The sequence below is a fragment of the Nocardia sp. NBC_01009 genome, assembly GCF_045208035.1.
In the GTDB taxonomy this organism is placed as follows: Bacteria; Actinomycetota; Actinomycetes; order Mycobacteriales; family Mycobacteriaceae; genus Nocardia.
On the sequence record NZ_CP108695.1, the window covers coordinates 2,671,149 to 2,686,329 of the forward strand.

The following is a 15,181-nucleotide window of genomic DNA, read 5'->3' on the forward strand; positions in this document are numbered from 1 at the left end:
ATTCGCCGAAACGCCATGGTCGTGTCCGTGCGAGTGGTCATGCGAATGGCCATCACCGGCCTTCGCGCCATGATCGTGGCCGGAGTGGGGGACTGTCTCCACCGACCGCTTCGACGACACGCACTGCTCTCCCATGGTCGAACGTCCCTTCTGTTTCACGGGCCTGTCGCAGGATAGGGTAACCCATCTTGCACGCATGCGCATGTATGAATATTAAGCGCGTGTCATACCGTCGCGCCAGGCCTGAAGGTCGGGTGCCGCGGTCCGGCTCGTGCGTTTTCGTGATCGTGTGCGGTGCACCGGGATTCGCCGGTCCGGCTACTATGCGGACTGCGCCTTTCGGGTGATCGAGAACACCGCATCCGGAAGGGGCGGGCGGCCCGGAGTCGGGAAGGTCCGATCGCGAGCGTAGAGGGGTTTTCGATGGATAGGCCGGCGTGGGCGCCCGAGGGCGTGGATATGCAGCAGGCGAGCCCGGCACGGATGTATGACGCCCTGCTCGGTGGCTCGCACAACTTCGAGATCGATCGCAAAGCCGCGGAGATGGGTAAGCAATTGGTGCCCGACCTGCCGCGATTGGCGTTGAGCAACCGTGCTTTCCTGCGGCGGGCGGTGCGTTTCCTGGCCGATTCGGGCATCAGGCAATTCCTCGACATCGGCTCGGGCATCCCGACCGCAGGAAATGTCCATGAGGTCGCGCAGGCCATCGACCCGGAGTGCCGGGTGCTCTATGCGGACATCGACCCGGTCGCGGTCGCGCATTCGCGGGCGATCCTGCAGGGCAACGACAATGCCACCGCGATCGAGGCCGACCTGCGCAAACCGGACGAGCTGCTGGCTCGCGTCCGGGAAACCGGCGTGATCGACTTCGACAAGCCCGTCGGCGTGCTGTTGATCGCGGTGCTGCACCTGCTCTCGGACGAGGATCGACCCGCCGAGATGGTCGCTCGGCTTCGCGGGGTCGTCCCCACCGGCAGTTATGTCGCGATCTCCCACCTGACCTCGGCGCTGCGCCCCGAAGACGCGGGCAAGCTGGGCGCCAACGCGGCCAACGAGAGCCGGATCGGCATCCACTTCCGTTCCAGGGACGCAATCGCGACTATGTTCGAAGGATGGGAGCTGGTCGAGCCAGGGGTGGTCGAGCTGCCTGCGTGGCGTCCGGAATCCGAGCGCGACCTGCACGAGGCGCCGGGTCGCTCGCTCGGCTTGGCAGGCGTCGGCTTCAAGGCCTGAGCGGGCGAAGCGAACCGGCAGGGGGTTGGTGGCGTGGGGATGGGTGAGTTGGCGGCGCGATGGGCCGACGCGCTCGATGGCGTCGTCGCGCCGACGCTCACGCGAACCCAGATCGAAGGATTGCTCGCCGAGCAGGCCGAGGCGCTGGTGGCCGCGGTGCAGGGGACGGCCGATGTCGCGGTCGCGCACGATGCCGCGGCGGCGCTCGTCGCCGCCAACTACCGGGATCCGGTGGCTGTCAGCCGCTCGATTCCGGTGATCTGTCAGGACATGGTCCGTGAGATCCGCCCGACCCCCACAACCCCCGACTACGAGCAGATCCGCGATCGGGCGATCGCTGTCGCCGCCGAGTTCGCCGCGGGCTTCACCGGGGCGCTGCGCAGTGCGGCCTTGAATGAACAGGAAACAACGCTGGCAGCCGTGCTGTCGGCTGCTCAGGACGCCGAGGTGCGGCGCCAGTTGTCGGAGGCCAGGTTCGAGGCGGTCTTCGCGGGCGCGTCGGTCGGCATCGGCACTGTCGACATCACCGGCCACGTGCTGGATGTGAACGAGGCCATGGCCGAAATGGTCGGCATGCCGGCGGCCGCCATGCCCGGTCTTTCGGCGGCCGAGGTGCTCGGTCCGCAGAATATCGGACCCGCTTACGCGCAACTGGGGCGAATGCTCAGCGGAGCGATCGACCGCTTCCGTCTCGAGACCGACCACGTGCGCCCGGACGGCACCTTGGCCCGCATCGACCTGTCGATGTCCACTGTGCGCGACAGTAGCGGCCGGGTCCGCTTCCTCATCGGCGTCGCCGTCGATGTGACCGAACGCAAGCAGCTCGCCGATCGCCTGTGGCACGACGCGACGCACGACAGCCTCACCGGCCTGCCGAACCGGGTGCTCTTCTTCGATCGGCTGGCCCATGCCACACCGCCGGTGGGGATGTGCTATCTGGATCTCGACGGCTTCAAGAAGATCAACGACGAGTGGGGCCACACCGTCGGCGACCGAGTGTTACGCGACGTCGCGCAGCGACTACAGGCTTCCGTCGAACCGGTCGGCGGCCTGGTAGCCAGAATCGGTGGCGACGAATTCATCGTGCTGGTCGAAAAGTGTTCCGGTCGAAAGGAATTGGAGACGGTCGCAGGCGTCTTACTTGCCGCCCTTGCTGCGCCGATGCAGGTTGCCGGACGCCCAATTGTCGTCGGCGCCAGCATTGGCGCGGTATTCGTCGAGGACCGGCCGACGGAGGTCGACGAGTTGATGCATGCGGTCGACACGGCGATGTATCGCAACAAGGCTGCTGGGGGAGCGCGGGGGCGCGGGGTGCGTTTCCAGCTGCCATAGCGGGTGATTCGTGGTCAGTGCTCCGGAAGTGTCACCGGCGCACTGTATTCGGCGCTGCTCGAATCGCTGAACACGCTGATTCCCGCGGTCGCCACCACCGCGCCGCCCTCGCTGACCAACCACTGGCCGCATACGCAGCGCAGGTAGCGAATAGGGCCGTGTGACGACACGAGGGCCGGGGCGGGCCAGGAGCACGAGGGGCAGGTGGCGATCATGGGGTCCAGCCTGATGTAATGAGTCAGTGCATTTCAACCCTTACGGAGGTGCGGCGGCCGAACTCGCGGCCAGATTGGTGAACGCCGACCCGGACCAGGATCTCCTCGCGTTGCTCGACGAATCCGGATATAAGCCGCTGAGCTCACTGAATGCCCGCCAAGACGCAGAACTGCGCCGTTGGATCGCCAAGCTCGGCACGGCCTTCTCCGCGCCGAGCGTCGAGCTGCTCAACGCACTACTGGCCGAGACGACGAGTCAGCCGTACATCTCCACCCATGACGGCAGGAAGCCACACCTGCATTTCGCCCGCGAGACCGCGCCCATCGATGAGCGGGTCAAGGCTTACACCGCGGCCGGCTTGGCGGAGCTGTTCTGCGAGGATCCCGCCCGAATCGGACGCTGTGCTCGGGCCGGGTGTGGCCTGGTTTTCGTCGACACCTCCCGCAACGGGCGGCGGCGGTTCTGCTCGACGCGCTGCTCGAACCGCGTGCATGTGGCCGAGCATCGAGTTCGTCGTTCGGCCTGACGACGGGTAGGGACCGCGCCGAGGGTGTCCGTGTGGCAGGCACACTGCGACACGTCATTCACGGTGCGTCAGATAGGAATTCAGCTCGGCGGCACCGGCCAGCATGGCCCGGCCGCGTTGCGTGAGACGGTCGCGCCAGTCGCCCAGGGTGGCCTCCAGCGGAGCCAGTCCGCCTGCGGTGCGCACTTGGGCGAGGAGCGGGGCGATCTGGCTCAAAAGGTATCCGCCACGGCGCAATTGGTGAGCCAGGTGAACGTCGCGGACATCGTCCGGTGTGTAGACGCGATAACCGGTCTCGGGATCGCGATCCGGCGTGATCAATCCGGCCTGCTCCCATTTCCGTAGCGTCGCCGGTCGGATGCGCAGTTGACGGGCGAGTGGGCCGATGAACATCGCTCCCATGGGTGGCGATCCCCGGAGATGTGGTGACGTCAGGTCTCGCAGCGCCTTGTCGACCAGGTCGAGTGTCATGCGGTCTTCCAGGAGTTGCGCATGGCTCGCGTCGACCAGCGCGAGCGCGGCCGCGACAGCGTTGTCATTGACGGCCCGCATGATCGCCGTCGCAGTCTGGTGGCCGTGGGCGGGCACCAGAGCGGCGAATGCGCGCAGCGCCGCGGCGTGCAAAGGCGTATAGACGCGGTATCCGGTGGGCGTGCGTTCGGCAGGCGGGAGGATGCCCGCGTCCTCGTAGTTCCGGATCGCCTGCGTGGACAGACCCTGGGCCCGCGCGAGGTCGACCGGACGCAGTCGTCCGCTACCCATCTCTGTTTGAAGGTTCTACGCAGAGATCCGTGCTATTCACGGGACAAGTTTATAGAAAGTTCGACGATGTGGTTGAAGGCAATCGAGCTGCGGAATGCGGGAACTGTGACTCACACGTCGATCATCACTGCCGGCTGCGACCTCGCCGACATCGGTGCCCCACTCACCAGCTATCCAGGGAACGGCTACCGCGCGCCGACGCCCCGGGACAATCAAGGCGTGGGGTGCGGCATTCGGCTCAGGCGGAGATGATCCCGCTGTAGATCGAGAAGCCGCGCCCCTTCGTCCGGCAGGTGAAGCTGCCATGGAACCCGGCTTCACACTTGGCCCCGGCGTGCTCGATGAACGGGCCCCACTGGCCGTCGCCGGTCCTGGCGTCGTAGAGGGTCGGGTTGCCGCCCGGCAGTGTGCGCGGCGTGCCGCTCATGAAAGTGGGGTGGGCGGGCAGCGACGGCTGGTCGATCGCAATGTCGCGCACCGGGAAGAGGAACGGCAGGAACGAGTATTGGATCTGCATGGAGTTCGTCAGATCGCAGCCGACGGTACCGTCGCCGGTAATGGCGCACTGCATAACGCCATTGCTGAAATACACGGTGTTCCCGTCATCGGCCTGTGCGGTACCAGCCAACAGGGCCGGGGCCACCGCCGCGGCCGCGAACACGCCGGCGAACCTCTTGATGATGCGCTTCATGCAATCTCCTCGATGATTTCGATGGGTGCAGATAAACGAACTCTCGGGTCTGTCGATCGTCACGAAGTATTCGTTTCGGCTATCAGTGAAGATTGCGCGTAGTCCCACTCGCGCAGCAGAGCGGGCGCGCACTCGGCGATTGTTTCGAGGAATGCGGTACGACTCACCGCGGCCGTGCGATCGGCGAAGACTTGATGGTCGAGCCGCTGTCCACGCCGGGGGCGGCCGGTTGTCCGAGCTTGCTATCCCCGCCAGCATCGGGGCCGCCGACGGGCAGCCGTCGTGTTGGTGGCGTAGTGCGACGAAGGCGTGTCGTGAGCGACTCGCGCCGACATGTCCACTGTTACCGAATCGTGATGCTATCCGCACACCGTGGCGTTGCCCTCCGGCATATGTTGTTGCCCACAACATATTAGCTCGACGCAGTGCCGGAGTCCTTCCGACGGGTCGTCGGTTGTTCCAGGAAGGTTCCTCCAGATGCGGACTAAAAGCCAGGTCTCGTTCGGAAAAAACAGGCACGGACGGGCACGGGTCGGGGCTCTGGCGGTGGGGTTGGTCGGGGTGTTGGCGCTCACCGCCTGCGGCGCGAACTCTTCGCGTAATGACGGGGGCAGCGAGACCAAGTCCGGCGGTGGGAAGAACGGGACGATCGGGGTGATCCTGCCGGAGACCGCGACGTCGGCCCGGTGGGAGGGCTTCGACAAACCGATGCTCGAGAAGGCTTTGAGTGCGCAGGGGTTCGATGCCGACGTGCAGAACGCCCAGGGCGAGGTGCAGAAGTTCACTACCTTGGCGGACGGCATGATCGCCAAGGGCGTGAAGGTGTTGATCATCGCGGCGATCAACAGCGAAGTCGGCGGCGCGGTTGCGGCCAAGGCGAAGAAGGCCGGGATTCCGACGATCGACTACGACCGGCTCAACCTCGGCGGATCCTCGGACTACTACGTCTCGTTCGACAATGTGCGGGTCGGGCAGTTGCAGGGGCAGGGGTTGGCCGATGCGCTGAAGGACAAGCCCGGCGGGCAGGTGATCGAGATCGAAGGGGCCCCGACCGACAACAACGCCACGCTGTTCCACGACGGGCAGCGGAAAGTTCTGCAGCCGCTGTACGACTCGGGCGCGCTGAAGCTGGTCCAGAGCCAGCCGATCGATGGATGGAACAACCAGAAGGGTGGCACCACCTTCGAACAGATACTGACCACAAATGTCGGGAAGGTCGATGGCGTGGTCGCCGCCAACGACGGTCTGGCCGGTGCGGTGATCACTGTGCTCAAGAAGAACGGGCTCAATGGGAAGGTGCCGGTGACCGGGCAGGATGCGACAGCCGAAGGACTGAAGGCGATCCTGCGCGGGGACCAGTACATGACCGTGTTCAAGCCGATCCAGCAGGAGGCCGATGCGGTCGCCAAACTTGCTGTCGCACTCGCCAATAACGACAAAGCGGCGGCGGATGCCCTCGCCACCGGCGTGAGTCAGGATGCGAAGGGCAAGCGTGAGGTCAGGTCAGTGCTGCTGGAGCCGTTCACGATCACCCGGCCGACCGTCAAGCGGGTAGTCGCCGAAGGCTATGTCCCGGCGCGCGAGATCTGCGGCGGCGACCTGCAGGCAGCCTGCACCGAGCTCGGTATTTCCTGAGGCGCCGAGCATGAGTGAGCCACTTCTTCAGATCACCGGTCTCAACAAGAGTTTCGGACCGGTCCATGTCCTGCACGATGTGGATTTCACGGCGCCCGCCGGTGAGGTCACCGCCCTCGTCGGGGACAACGGTGCAGGCAAGTCCACATTGGTGAAATGCATTGCCGGCATACATGCTTTCGACTCCGGGACGGTGCGGTACCGGGGCGAGACGGTGCACATCCGCGGTCCGAAGGACGCAGCGGAGCTCGGCATCGAGGTTGTGTACCAGGACCTCGCGCTGGCCGACAATCTCGACATCGTGCAGAACATGTTCCTCGGCCGGGAGCGCGGACGTCCGTGGCTGCTGGACGAGGCGAGCATGGAGGAGGCGGCGCGGCAGACACTGGCATCGCTGTCGGTGCGCACCGTGAAATCGGTGCGCACCCCGGTGTCGGCGCTGTCGGGCGGGCAGCGTCAAACGGTCGCCATCGCGAAATCGGTGCTCTGGAACAGCAATCTGGTGCTGCTCGACGAGCCGACGGCCGCGCTCGGCGTCGCGCAGACCCGGCAGGTCCTCGACTTGGTCCGACGGCTCGCCGAACAGGGGCTCGGCGTGGTGCTGATCAGCCACAACATGGCCGACGTCTTCGAGGTCGCCGACCGGATCTCGGTGCTGTATCTGGGGCGGATGGCGGCCGAGGTGCACACCAAGGACGTGACCCACAGTCAGGTCGTCGAACTGATCACCGCGGGACGTTCCGGTGATCTGGGGCTGGCTCGACCGGAATCCGCGGTGCTGTGAACGAGAGTGCTGTGAACGAGAAAGACAATGCAATGACGAATACTTCCGTGGTCCCGACGACAACGGCGGTCGCCGACTTCGGGATCGACACCACCACGCAGTCCACCGCGGATGCGGTCCGCGAGTATCTGTCCCGGCTGCGCGGCGGCGATATCGGCTCGCTGCCCGCGCTGCTCGGACTTGTCGCGCTCGTCATCATGTTCTCGGCGTTGTCGGATGTGTTCTTCTCGCTCAACAACATCGCGAACCTGCTCGCACAGGGCGCGGGGCAGACGATCATCGCCATCGGGATCGTCTTCGTGTTGTTGATCGGGGAGATCGACCTGTCGGCGGGCACGGCGTCGGGCGTCGCGGGCGCGGTGCTGGCGATGCACTATGTCGAGAACGGAAACCTGCTCGCTGGCATGGGTTCGACGGTGTTCATCATCTTCGTCGCAATGCTGATACTGGCGGCCGTCCTGGCCGGGCTGCTACGGATCTGGCCCGGCGTCGCGGTGTCGCTGCTCGGGCTCGCGCTGACCGTGTCCGGACTGGAAGCGAATCCCTGGATCGAGATGCTGCTCGCGGTGTGCGTCGGCACGGCGATCGGCTGCATCACCGGGTTCCTCATCGCCAAGATCGGCATGCCCTCCTTCGTGGTGACCCTCGCACTGTTCCTGGCGTGGCAGGGTGTGATTCTGCAGCTGATCGGTGAGGGCGGCGTGCTGGGCATCAGCTCCTCGACGGTGCTGGATCGGGTGGCCAACGGCAACCTGTCGACGGTGGGCAGCTGGGCGCTGTTCGTCGTGGCGGCAGGGGGGTATGCGGCGCTCACCATCGGCAGACATGTCTTGCGTTTGCGGCGTGGTCTGGTGACCCAGCCGACGCCGCTTGTGGTGGTCAAGGTTTCGGTGTTGACCGTCTTGGCGGCGGTGGCCACCGCCCTGCTCACGATCAACAGATCGCGCAACGACGCCATCGAGATCCGCGGTGTGCCCTACGTTGTGCCGATTGTCTTGGCACTGTTGGTCATCGGGACCTATGTCCTCAACAGGACGACCTATGGCAGGCACATCTACGCGGTGGGCGGCAATCGCGAGGCCGCGCGGCGGGCCGGCATCAATGTCACTCGGATCCGGGCGAGCGTTTTCGTGGTGTGCTCGTCGTGCGCGGCCATCGGCGCGATCGTGTACTCGTCCAAGGTCGGCTCGGTCGACCCGCAGGCGGGCGGGCTCAACACTTTGCTGTTCGCGGTCGGTGCCGCGGTGATCGGCGGCACCTCGCTGTTCGGCGGCAAGGGCCGGGTCGCGGACGCGGTGATCGGCGGCACGGTGCTCGCCGTCGTCGCCAATGGGCTCGGGCTGCTCGAGCAGCCCGCCGCGGTGGTCGCCATCGTCACCGGTCTGGTGCTGTTGCTGGCGGCAACCGTCGACGCGCTGACGCGCCGCCGTGCGGCCACTACGGAAGGTTGAGTGCGGGTGATGGTATCCCTGAGGGCATGACCAGCCCCGCCGTCGCCCGCCCTGACGAGTTGCGACGCGTCAACCGGGCGATCCTGCTGCGCCGGTTGCACGCGGGCGGCCCGGCGACGCGGGCGGCCTTGGCAACAGAACTCGGTCTCAACCGTTCCACGATCAAGATGCTGGTGGACGGGCTTGCCGAGACCGGAGTGGTGGAGGAGCGGGTGCCTCGGCTCGCGCGTGGTGCGGGCAGACCCTCACTGCTGGTGCTGCCGCAACCGCAGGCGGTGGTCGTGCTGGCGGTGGATGTGCAGGTGGAGCATGTCGGGATCGCTTTGATCGGGCTCGGTGGCCAGATCCTCGGCCGCGACAGCTGGAATCTGCGTGGGCGGCAACGGGAATCGAGCGAGGTGATGACCCATGTCGCGGAATCCGCGGCGCTGCTCAGCAGCGACCTCGACCTGCGCCCCGCCGCCGCCGGTATCTCGGTGCCGGGCGTGGTGCGGCGTTCCGACGGGCATGTGCACGATGCGGCCAACCTCAATTGGGTCGATGTCGCGCTCGGCGATCGGATGACCACGCTGCTCGGGGTTCCCGTTGTCGTCGGCAACGATGCGGAGTTCGGTGCGCTGGCCGAGCATCTGCGCGGCGTCGGGCGTGGTGTTTCGGACGCGGTCTTCGTGTCGGCGGACATCGGCGTCGGCGGGGGACTGATCGCGCAAGGTTCGCTATTACGCGGTGCGGCAGGGTATCTCGGCGAGATCGGCCATATGACCGTGCGGCCGGGTGGCCGCCCGTGCCACTGTGGCAACGAGGGCTGCTGGGAGACCGAGGTCGGCGAGGCCGCACTGACTCGAGCGCTCGGCCTTGCCGCGGACAGCCCGCGCGGCGCGATTGTCGCGGAACTGCGTGAGCTGGAACGCAATTGCGACGCGGTCGACCGACTCGGCGAATACATCGACTGGCTCGCTCTCGGTCTGGTGAACGTGGTCAACATCCTCGGCCCCGAACTCGTCGTCCTCGGCGACCTGCTCACCGCGCTGCCCGACGCCGTTGTGGAGCGGGCCGCCGAGCAGGTGCGTCGCCGCAGCATGGTGAGCCGGGCGCTCGGCGGCGTTCGAGTCGAAAAGTCTTCTCTCGGGCCGGATCTGAAACTTCTCGGTGCGGCGGAAGCGGCATTCGAGGGAGTTCTCGGCACGGTCTGAGCGCTGCTCCGCACCGCTGTGATCGGCCAGCTCGTCGGCTGCTCGAATCAATACACCCGAGTATCAACGCCTTCGGTCGACCCCGCACCCGAGCGGTCGCTTGGCCTGCTGACCTGCAGCTTTACTTGCATCGAGATCCGTGACATGCTATCGCGATTCGATCGCGGGGGTCGCGATCAGGGGCGAGGGGGTTGTTGTATGGACAGGTATCCCAGGGCGTTGTCGCGCGCGCCACGAAGCGAGCCACCTCTGCGGCCGTGCCGGCCATCGCGTCGAACAACGGGATTCGATGAGCTGCCACCGCCGCCACGCGAGCGGATGTGCCGTGCGCGCCCTTCGGGGGATCCGGCCGGTGTCCGCCGGGCTGCCGCTCCGTCGGCCGTCGAGAGCACGATTCTCGAAGTGGATTCGGCGACGAAACTATTCGCGGATCGAACACTGCGCCTCACCCTCGAAGTGCTCGATCACCGTCGACCGGTCGCACAGCTGGCCGCGGTCGCCGAGCCTGCGGTGCTGTCCGCGGTGCGGACTCTGGTCAGAGCCGACCTGGCGCCAGGGCGCACCCTGGGCGCGGCGGTGCTGACCAGAGTGGACGTGGTCATGGTCGATGCCGCCGCGGCGGAAGTGTGCGCCGCCTACGACCGCGGCAGCCGCCATTTCGCGCTGGCGGCCCGCATCACCCGCACGCGTGCCAAGGGCTGGCGTTTGAGTGCGCTGCGGCTGTTTTGACCGCACACCGATCGAGGAGCATGGCACAGAGCTTCAGCCGTTCTGCCGGAAACCGTTGCCGTCGAACATTTCCTGAGCGCGTTGCGTGTCCATGTACTCCCGTACCCGGTGGATCCGGCCATCGGAGAGTTCGAAGATGAAGCAGTAGTCGTTGTCGTAGGGGCGGCCGTTCATCAGGGTTGCTCGCATTCGGGTCTCGACTACGACAGTCGTGTCGGTCGCGGTGACTGCTGTGAAGTCCACTTGCCGGTCGGCTACGAACACCGCGGGGAATTCGGTGGTCAGGAAATGCACGACGCGGTCTCGGCCGACGGCTTTCGCAGCTGGCTTGCCAGGCGATCCGCGGCGTCGAGAACGCCACGAAGACGGTCTACCGGCGGACGGTGCGCGTCGACGGCGATCCGGGAGTGCTCGAGATCAGCGCGGCCGGGCCTGCCGATGCGCTGCTGATCGCCCACCTACCGCGTATCGAAGGACTCATCCACCAGGTGGACCAGGTGCGGCGTTTCCTCGATGGACGCGCGTGGGATCCGTTCGAGGCCGGTGTCCGCGCCATCGTGGCCGACCCGTCGGCGCGGCAACTGCTTCGGCCGTCCTCGGCGAAATCGCCACAGAGTACGGCGCACCGGTCGCCGGGCTGGAACAGTTCGGGCTCGGGCGCCTGTTCCCGACTCCGGCCGATCTGCGGGAATTCGGAGGCGTCGACGCCGAGTGCGCGCGGGCCATACGCGACCACAGCCGGCACTTCGGCCCGAAGCAGACGGTAGCTGCTTGTCACGGTGTCCGCTGATCGCGCAGCAGCTCGACGACGGTGGCGCGCGCGCCGCGGGTGTGCAGGCTCGCCAATGCCGCGCGGTAGGCGGCGACGAAGCGGGGCTCGTCGATCAGGTTGCCGAATACCGATCGGTCGGAGAGGAATACGGTCGGGTCGTCGCGCTGGCGGCGGGCCAGCGCCATCAGGCGATCGCGCAGCGGATCCACGACATCGATCGGTGCACCGCCCTCGTCGACTCCTTCGCAGTAGCGCGCCCACCCCGCTACTACTGTTGCAGCGCAAGCTATTGCGCCGTCGGTGGCCAACTGGCTGCGCAGCACCGGCAGCAGCCACTTCGGTATCCGGTCGGAAGACTCCGCGCACAGCCGGGCCACAGTGTCGCCGATCGCGGCATTGGAGAACCGTTCGATGAGAGTGTCCCGGTAGGTGTCGAGGTCGATACCGGGGACGGGAAGCAACGTCGGTCGGGCTTCCTCGTCCATATATCTGAGCAGGAACCGCCGGAACGCTTCGTTCTGAACCACCTCGTGCACCAGTCGATATCCGGTCAGATGCCCGAGATAGCACAGCGCCTGGTGGCTGGCGTTCAACATCCGCAGCTTCATCAATTCGTAGGGCGCGACGTCTTCGACCAGCTGCACGCCGACCCTGCCGAAATCGGGGCGGCCCAGCGTGAACTCGTCTTCGAGCACCCATTGGAGGAACGGCTCGGTCACCACCGGCCACCCGTCTTCGATGCCGAAACGGTCGGTGAGCTCGGCCCTCATGGCATCGGTTGTCGCCGGGGTGATCCGATCGACCATCGAATTCGGAAACGCGCCTTCGCGGTCCAGCCAGTCTGCCAGTGCCGGATCACGTAGGCGGGCGAAGGCGGTGAAGCAGTTTCGAGCAACATGGCCGTTACCCTGAATGTTGTCGCACGACATGATCGTGAACGGCGCCGTCCCACGTGCCATGCGCCGCGAAAGTGCCTCGGTGACAAGGCCGAACACCGTCGCCGGGACGGCTCCCGGCGCGAGATCGGCGCGGACGGCAGGATTCGCCGTATCGAACGCGCCCGTGGTCGCGGAGATGTTGTATCCACCCTCGGTGATGGTCAGCGAGACGATGCGGGTGGCCGGATCGGCGAGCTTCTCGACGACCGCTTCGGGATCGTCCGGGGCGAAGAGGTACTCGACAATCGAGCCGACGACCCGCGGCGTCCAAGCGCCGTCGGGTTCGGTGACGCACAGGGTGTACAGGCAGTCCTGCTCGGCCATCACCTCGCTCATCCGGCGATCCTTGGCGAGCACGCCGACCCCGCAGATTCCCCACTCCCGGGCGGCACCCGATTCGAGGAGCAGGTCGAGATATCGCGCCTGGTGGGCCCGATGAAAGCCGCCGACACCGAAATGCACTATGCCGGCGCGTATTCCGGTGCGTTCATAAGTGGGTGTCGATATCGCAGCGTCGAGATCGGACAGAGTCTGCGAGTTGAGCCCGGTCATTACCGGAACTGATCCAGTGTCGTCTGCGTCACACAATGGATGATAGCGGCCGGTCTGCTACCGAGCTCGGACTGCGTAGCTCGCCGGGCGAACCAGGTGTGGCGGGCGCATCCGGCACGCCTGGTTCGCCACCGGTGTCAGCTCAATCGCCGGATATCGCCACGGACCCGGTAGAAACCGCCGCGTGCCGACTCGGCGACGGCATCGACGACGTAGCGAACGCCTGCTTCGCGAATATCGCGGGGGAACTGGACGTTCCAGGCGCGTTGGTAGCCGGGAGACACGACATGCACCCGCAGATTGCCGCCGTCCTCGACGCACTCCACGACGATGCCGGAGCCCGCGTCCACGGCCACTTCGACGGTCCTGCTCGGAGTTACGGCGGAGATCTCCGGCGCTTTGACCGACAGCGTCTGGGGCAGGACGCCCTGCTCCGCATTGTGGATGGCCGCCTCGCTGACATCGAGGCAGGCCAGTGCTCCGTTTGTGGTGACCAGGTACAGCTTGTCGTCGTGGTACTGCATGGAGTATGCCGAACCGCAGCCGGTGGCCAGTTTCCACAGGCGCTGACCGCTGGAATCGAAGCAGTAGACCGAGGAGTAGTTGTCACCGGCGAAGACGTAGCGGCCGTCCGGCGAAGTGGCGCACGAGAATACGGCGGCATCGCACTGGTAGGAGCGCTCGGATCGGCCGTTCTTCGCCACCATCCGCACCTGGCGGGTGCTGGTGCCCGCGTAGACCGCGTCGGTCTCCTGCCAGCCGAACAGGACCGGGCCGCCGGTACGGACATGCCACTGGTGGTTTCCGGTGGTGAGACCATATTTGGTGACGCCGTCGGAATGGCCGTGATAGACGCCGTCCTGGTCGATGCGCACCATCCAGCCCGAGTTCCCGGTGCTACGGCGAGTCCAGAGCGACTCCTCCTCGTGGTCGATCACGGTGATGCCGCCGTCTCGATCGGAGACGCCGAGGATGCCGTCGTGGATGTCGAGCCAGTAGATGTCGACATCGGCGGCGATGTCGTATGCGGCGCGCGGCACCTTGCCGGAAAGGTCGTACACCCTGCCGTCGTCGCATCCGGCATAGATCCAGAAATCGTCCGCCACAATGCATTTCACCGCATCGGGCAGACGGAAGCGGCCGGTTACGTCGCCGGCGGGTGTCAAGGTGAACACGTCGCCGTGCTCGTTACCGACCCAGCAGCGGTGCTCGTCGACGAAGATGCCGAACGCGGCCGCGCCCGAGTCGAAGGTCCACAGCACCGGCGCCGACTTCGCGGTGGAGCGCTGGCTGACGATCGCGCGCCGGGTGACCGGGCGCTTGGTTCGCGCACCCATCACCGCGGGCGCATAGCCCCGCCGCACCTTCGCGCCGACCTTCTTCGCGGCGGCGGCGGCCGCTTTCTCCGCGGTGGCAAAGGAACTCACCTGTATTTGCCCCTGGTCGCCGATGCGTCCGTACCGAATGGTCACCTCGGTGCCCGCCACGGCGACTTCGTAGAACTTGTGTGCCGAACCGCCGTCTTCGGACAGTTCGAGATAGGTAGTGCCCCCGGTGGTCATCGCATAGCCCCGCTTTTTTCGTGAGATCAGAACATCTCGAAAGTTAGCAAGGGGCACCGACATTCCCGTGCGACCACTTGCGGCCGACTCGTCACCGGCGTGCGGCCCTGGTAGGCGGCAGTGACGTACCCGGCGTCGGGTGGGGGCGGGGTGCAGGAGTGACCGACCGGGCTTCGGCTAGGTGGTGCCGCGCGCGTTGTAGACGGTGAGCCCCTGCTCGGCAGCCATCCGGCCGTAGGCGGCGAACACCTCGAGTGCCCTGTTCGCGCAACACATCGGAGACCACCTCGATACCGCGGCCGTGGAACTGCTCGGCCCAGTCCTCGCGCATCGGGCCCTCGTCGAAGCCGGTCAGCTGCTCCAGCTCCGGGCCTGCACCGGCAACGACCAGGCGTTTCACTCCCGACCACAGGGCGGCGCCATAGCACTGGGCGCACGGCCGCCAGTTGACGACGAGCTCACGGTCCGGAGCGCCCGTCGCACCGAGATCCCAGCCCCCGATCCGGGTCTGGGCGAGCGACAGTGCGACGATCTCGGCGTGCGCCGCCGAAAGACCGCTGGCAAGAACGAGATTGACGCCCGCCGAGACGATTTCGCCGGTAGCGGTGTCGACGACGAGTGCAGCGAACGGGCCGCCGGAGCCTTCGGCCGGGTTACGTGCGGCGAGCTTGTGCACCAACGACATTCGTTCCTCGTCGGTGCTCAGCGTATCGGGCGTCGCGCGCAGCTCGTCGAAGACCCATTGCGGCACGGTTACGCCGTAGGAGCGCGGCATGGTCGAGATGTCCAAGTCAGTCCCCTTCCG

At 66.3% G+C, this 15,181-nt stretch carries 16 protein-coding genes; 9 read left to right on the forward strand and 7 right to left on the reverse strand.

Annotated elements, in window-relative coordinates:
* Positions 1-423: 423 nt before the first annotated feature.
* Positions 424-1,233 (forward strand): SAM-dependent methyltransferase, encoded by an 810-nt coding sequence (locus OHA42_RS11860; protein ID WP_406236795.1) that lies wholly within the window; start codon positions 424-426, stop codon positions 1,231-1,233.
* Positions 1,234-1,272: 39 nt separating this feature from the next.
* A complete protein-coding gene (locus OHA42_RS11865) occupies positions 1,273-2,565 on the forward strand; it encodes a diguanylate cyclase domain-containing protein (protein WP_406236796.1) in 1,293 nt (430 codons plus the stop codon).
* 14 nt (positions 2,566-2,579) lie between these two features.
* Here the strand turns inward: OHA42_RS11865 and OHA42_RS11870 are convergent, their stop codons facing one another.
* Positions 2,580-2,780 (reverse strand): hypothetical protein, encoded by a 201-nt coding sequence (locus OHA42_RS11870; protein ID WP_406236797.1) that lies wholly within the window; start codon positions 2,778-2,780, stop codon positions 2,580-2,582.
* Between the two features lie 26 nt (positions 2,781-2,806).
* Between OHA42_RS11870 and OHA42_RS11875 the strand changes: the two genes are divergently transcribed.
* Complete coding sequence (locus OHA42_RS11875; protein WP_406236798.1) at positions 2,807-3,307, forward strand: CGNR zinc finger domain-containing protein; 501 nt, start codon at positions 2,807-2,809, stop codon at positions 3,305-3,307.
* A gap of 54 nt (positions 3,308-3,361) precedes the next feature.
* On the opposite strand, the gene OHA42_RS11880 is transcribed toward OHA42_RS11875, so the two are convergent.
* A complete protein-coding gene (locus OHA42_RS11880; RefSeq protein WP_406236799.1) occupies positions 3,362-4,069 on the reverse strand; it encodes a TioE family transcriptional regulator in 708 nt (235 codons plus the stop codon).
* Between the two features lie 238 nt (positions 4,070-4,307).
* On the reverse strand, positions 4,308-4,760 hold the full coding sequence (locus tag OHA42_RS11885; RefSeq protein WP_406236800.1) for a hypothetical protein: 453 nt from the start codon (positions 4,758-4,760) through the stop codon (positions 4,308-4,310).
* 477 nt (positions 4,761-5,237) lie between these two features.
* Between OHA42_RS11885 and OHA42_RS11890 the strand changes: the two genes are divergently transcribed.
* From OHA42_RS11890 to OHA42_RS11910, 5 genes are all read left to right on the forward strand, one after another.
* A complete protein-coding gene (locus tag OHA42_RS11890; RefSeq protein ID WP_406236801.1) occupies positions 5,238-6,395 on the forward strand; it encodes a sugar ABC transporter substrate-binding protein in 1,158 nt (385 codons plus the stop codon).
* Positions 6,396-6,405: 10 nt separating this feature from the next.
* A complete protein-coding gene (locus OHA42_RS11895) occupies positions 6,406-7,179 on the forward strand; it encodes an ATP-binding cassette domain-containing protein (protein ID WP_406236802.1) in 774 nt (257 codons plus the stop codon).
* A gap of 32 nt (positions 7,180-7,211) precedes the next feature.
* On the forward strand, positions 7,212-8,630 hold the full coding sequence (locus OHA42_RS11900; protein WP_406236803.1) for a sugar ABC transporter permease: 1,419 nt from the start codon (positions 7,212-7,214) through the stop codon (positions 8,628-8,630).
* 26 nt (positions 8,631-8,656) lie between these two features.
* Positions 8,657-9,823, forward strand: a complete 1,167-nt coding sequence (locus OHA42_RS11905; RefSeq protein WP_406236804.1) for an ROK family protein — start codon at positions 8,657-8,659, stop codon at positions 9,821-9,823.
* Positions 9,824-10,225: 402 nt separating this feature from the next.
* Positions 10,226-10,552, forward strand: a complete 327-nt coding sequence (locus tag OHA42_RS11910; protein WP_406236805.1) for an Rv3235 family protein — start codon at positions 10,226-10,228, stop codon at positions 10,550-10,552.
* A gap of 33 nt (positions 10,553-10,585) precedes the next feature.
* Here the strand turns inward: OHA42_RS11910 and OHA42_RS11915 are convergent, their stop codons facing one another.
* Positions 10,586-10,846 carry a nuclear transport factor 2 family protein gene (locus OHA42_RS11915; protein ID WP_406236806.1) on the reverse strand — a complete coding sequence of 87 codons (261 nt, stop codon included), beginning with the start codon at positions 10,844-10,846 and terminating at the stop codon, positions 10,586-10,588.
* Between the two features lie 89 nt (positions 10,847-10,935).
* On the opposite strand from OHA42_RS11915, the gene OHA42_RS11920 reads away from it, so the two are divergent.
* Positions 10,936-11,319 (forward strand): hypothetical protein, encoded by a 384-nt coding sequence (locus OHA42_RS11920; RefSeq protein ID WP_406236807.1) that lies wholly within the window; start codon positions 10,936-10,938, stop codon positions 11,317-11,319.
* Positions 11,320-11,326: 7 nt separating this feature from the next.
* Here OHA42_RS11920 and OHA42_RS11925 read toward each other — a convergent pair whose 3' ends face one another.
* From OHA42_RS11925 to OHA42_RS11935, 3 genes are all read right to left on the reverse strand, one after another.
* Entirely contained in the window at positions 11,327-12,814 is a 1,488-nt protein-coding gene (locus tag OHA42_RS11925) for a mannitol dehydrogenase family protein (protein WP_406236808.1), read from the reverse strand.
* Between the two features lie 137 nt (positions 12,815-12,951).
* A complete protein-coding gene (locus tag OHA42_RS11930) occupies positions 12,952-14,376 on the reverse strand; it encodes a WGR domain-containing protein (protein ID WP_406236809.1) in 1,425 nt (474 codons plus the stop codon).
* A gap of 91 nt (positions 14,377-14,467) precedes the next feature.
* Positions 14,468-15,166, reverse strand: coding sequence for a nucleoside deaminase (locus OHA42_RS11935; RefSeq protein WP_406236810.1), 699 nt, complete (start codon positions 15,164-15,166; stop codon positions 14,468-14,470).
* Between the last annotated feature and the right edge of the window lie 15 nt (positions 15,167-15,181).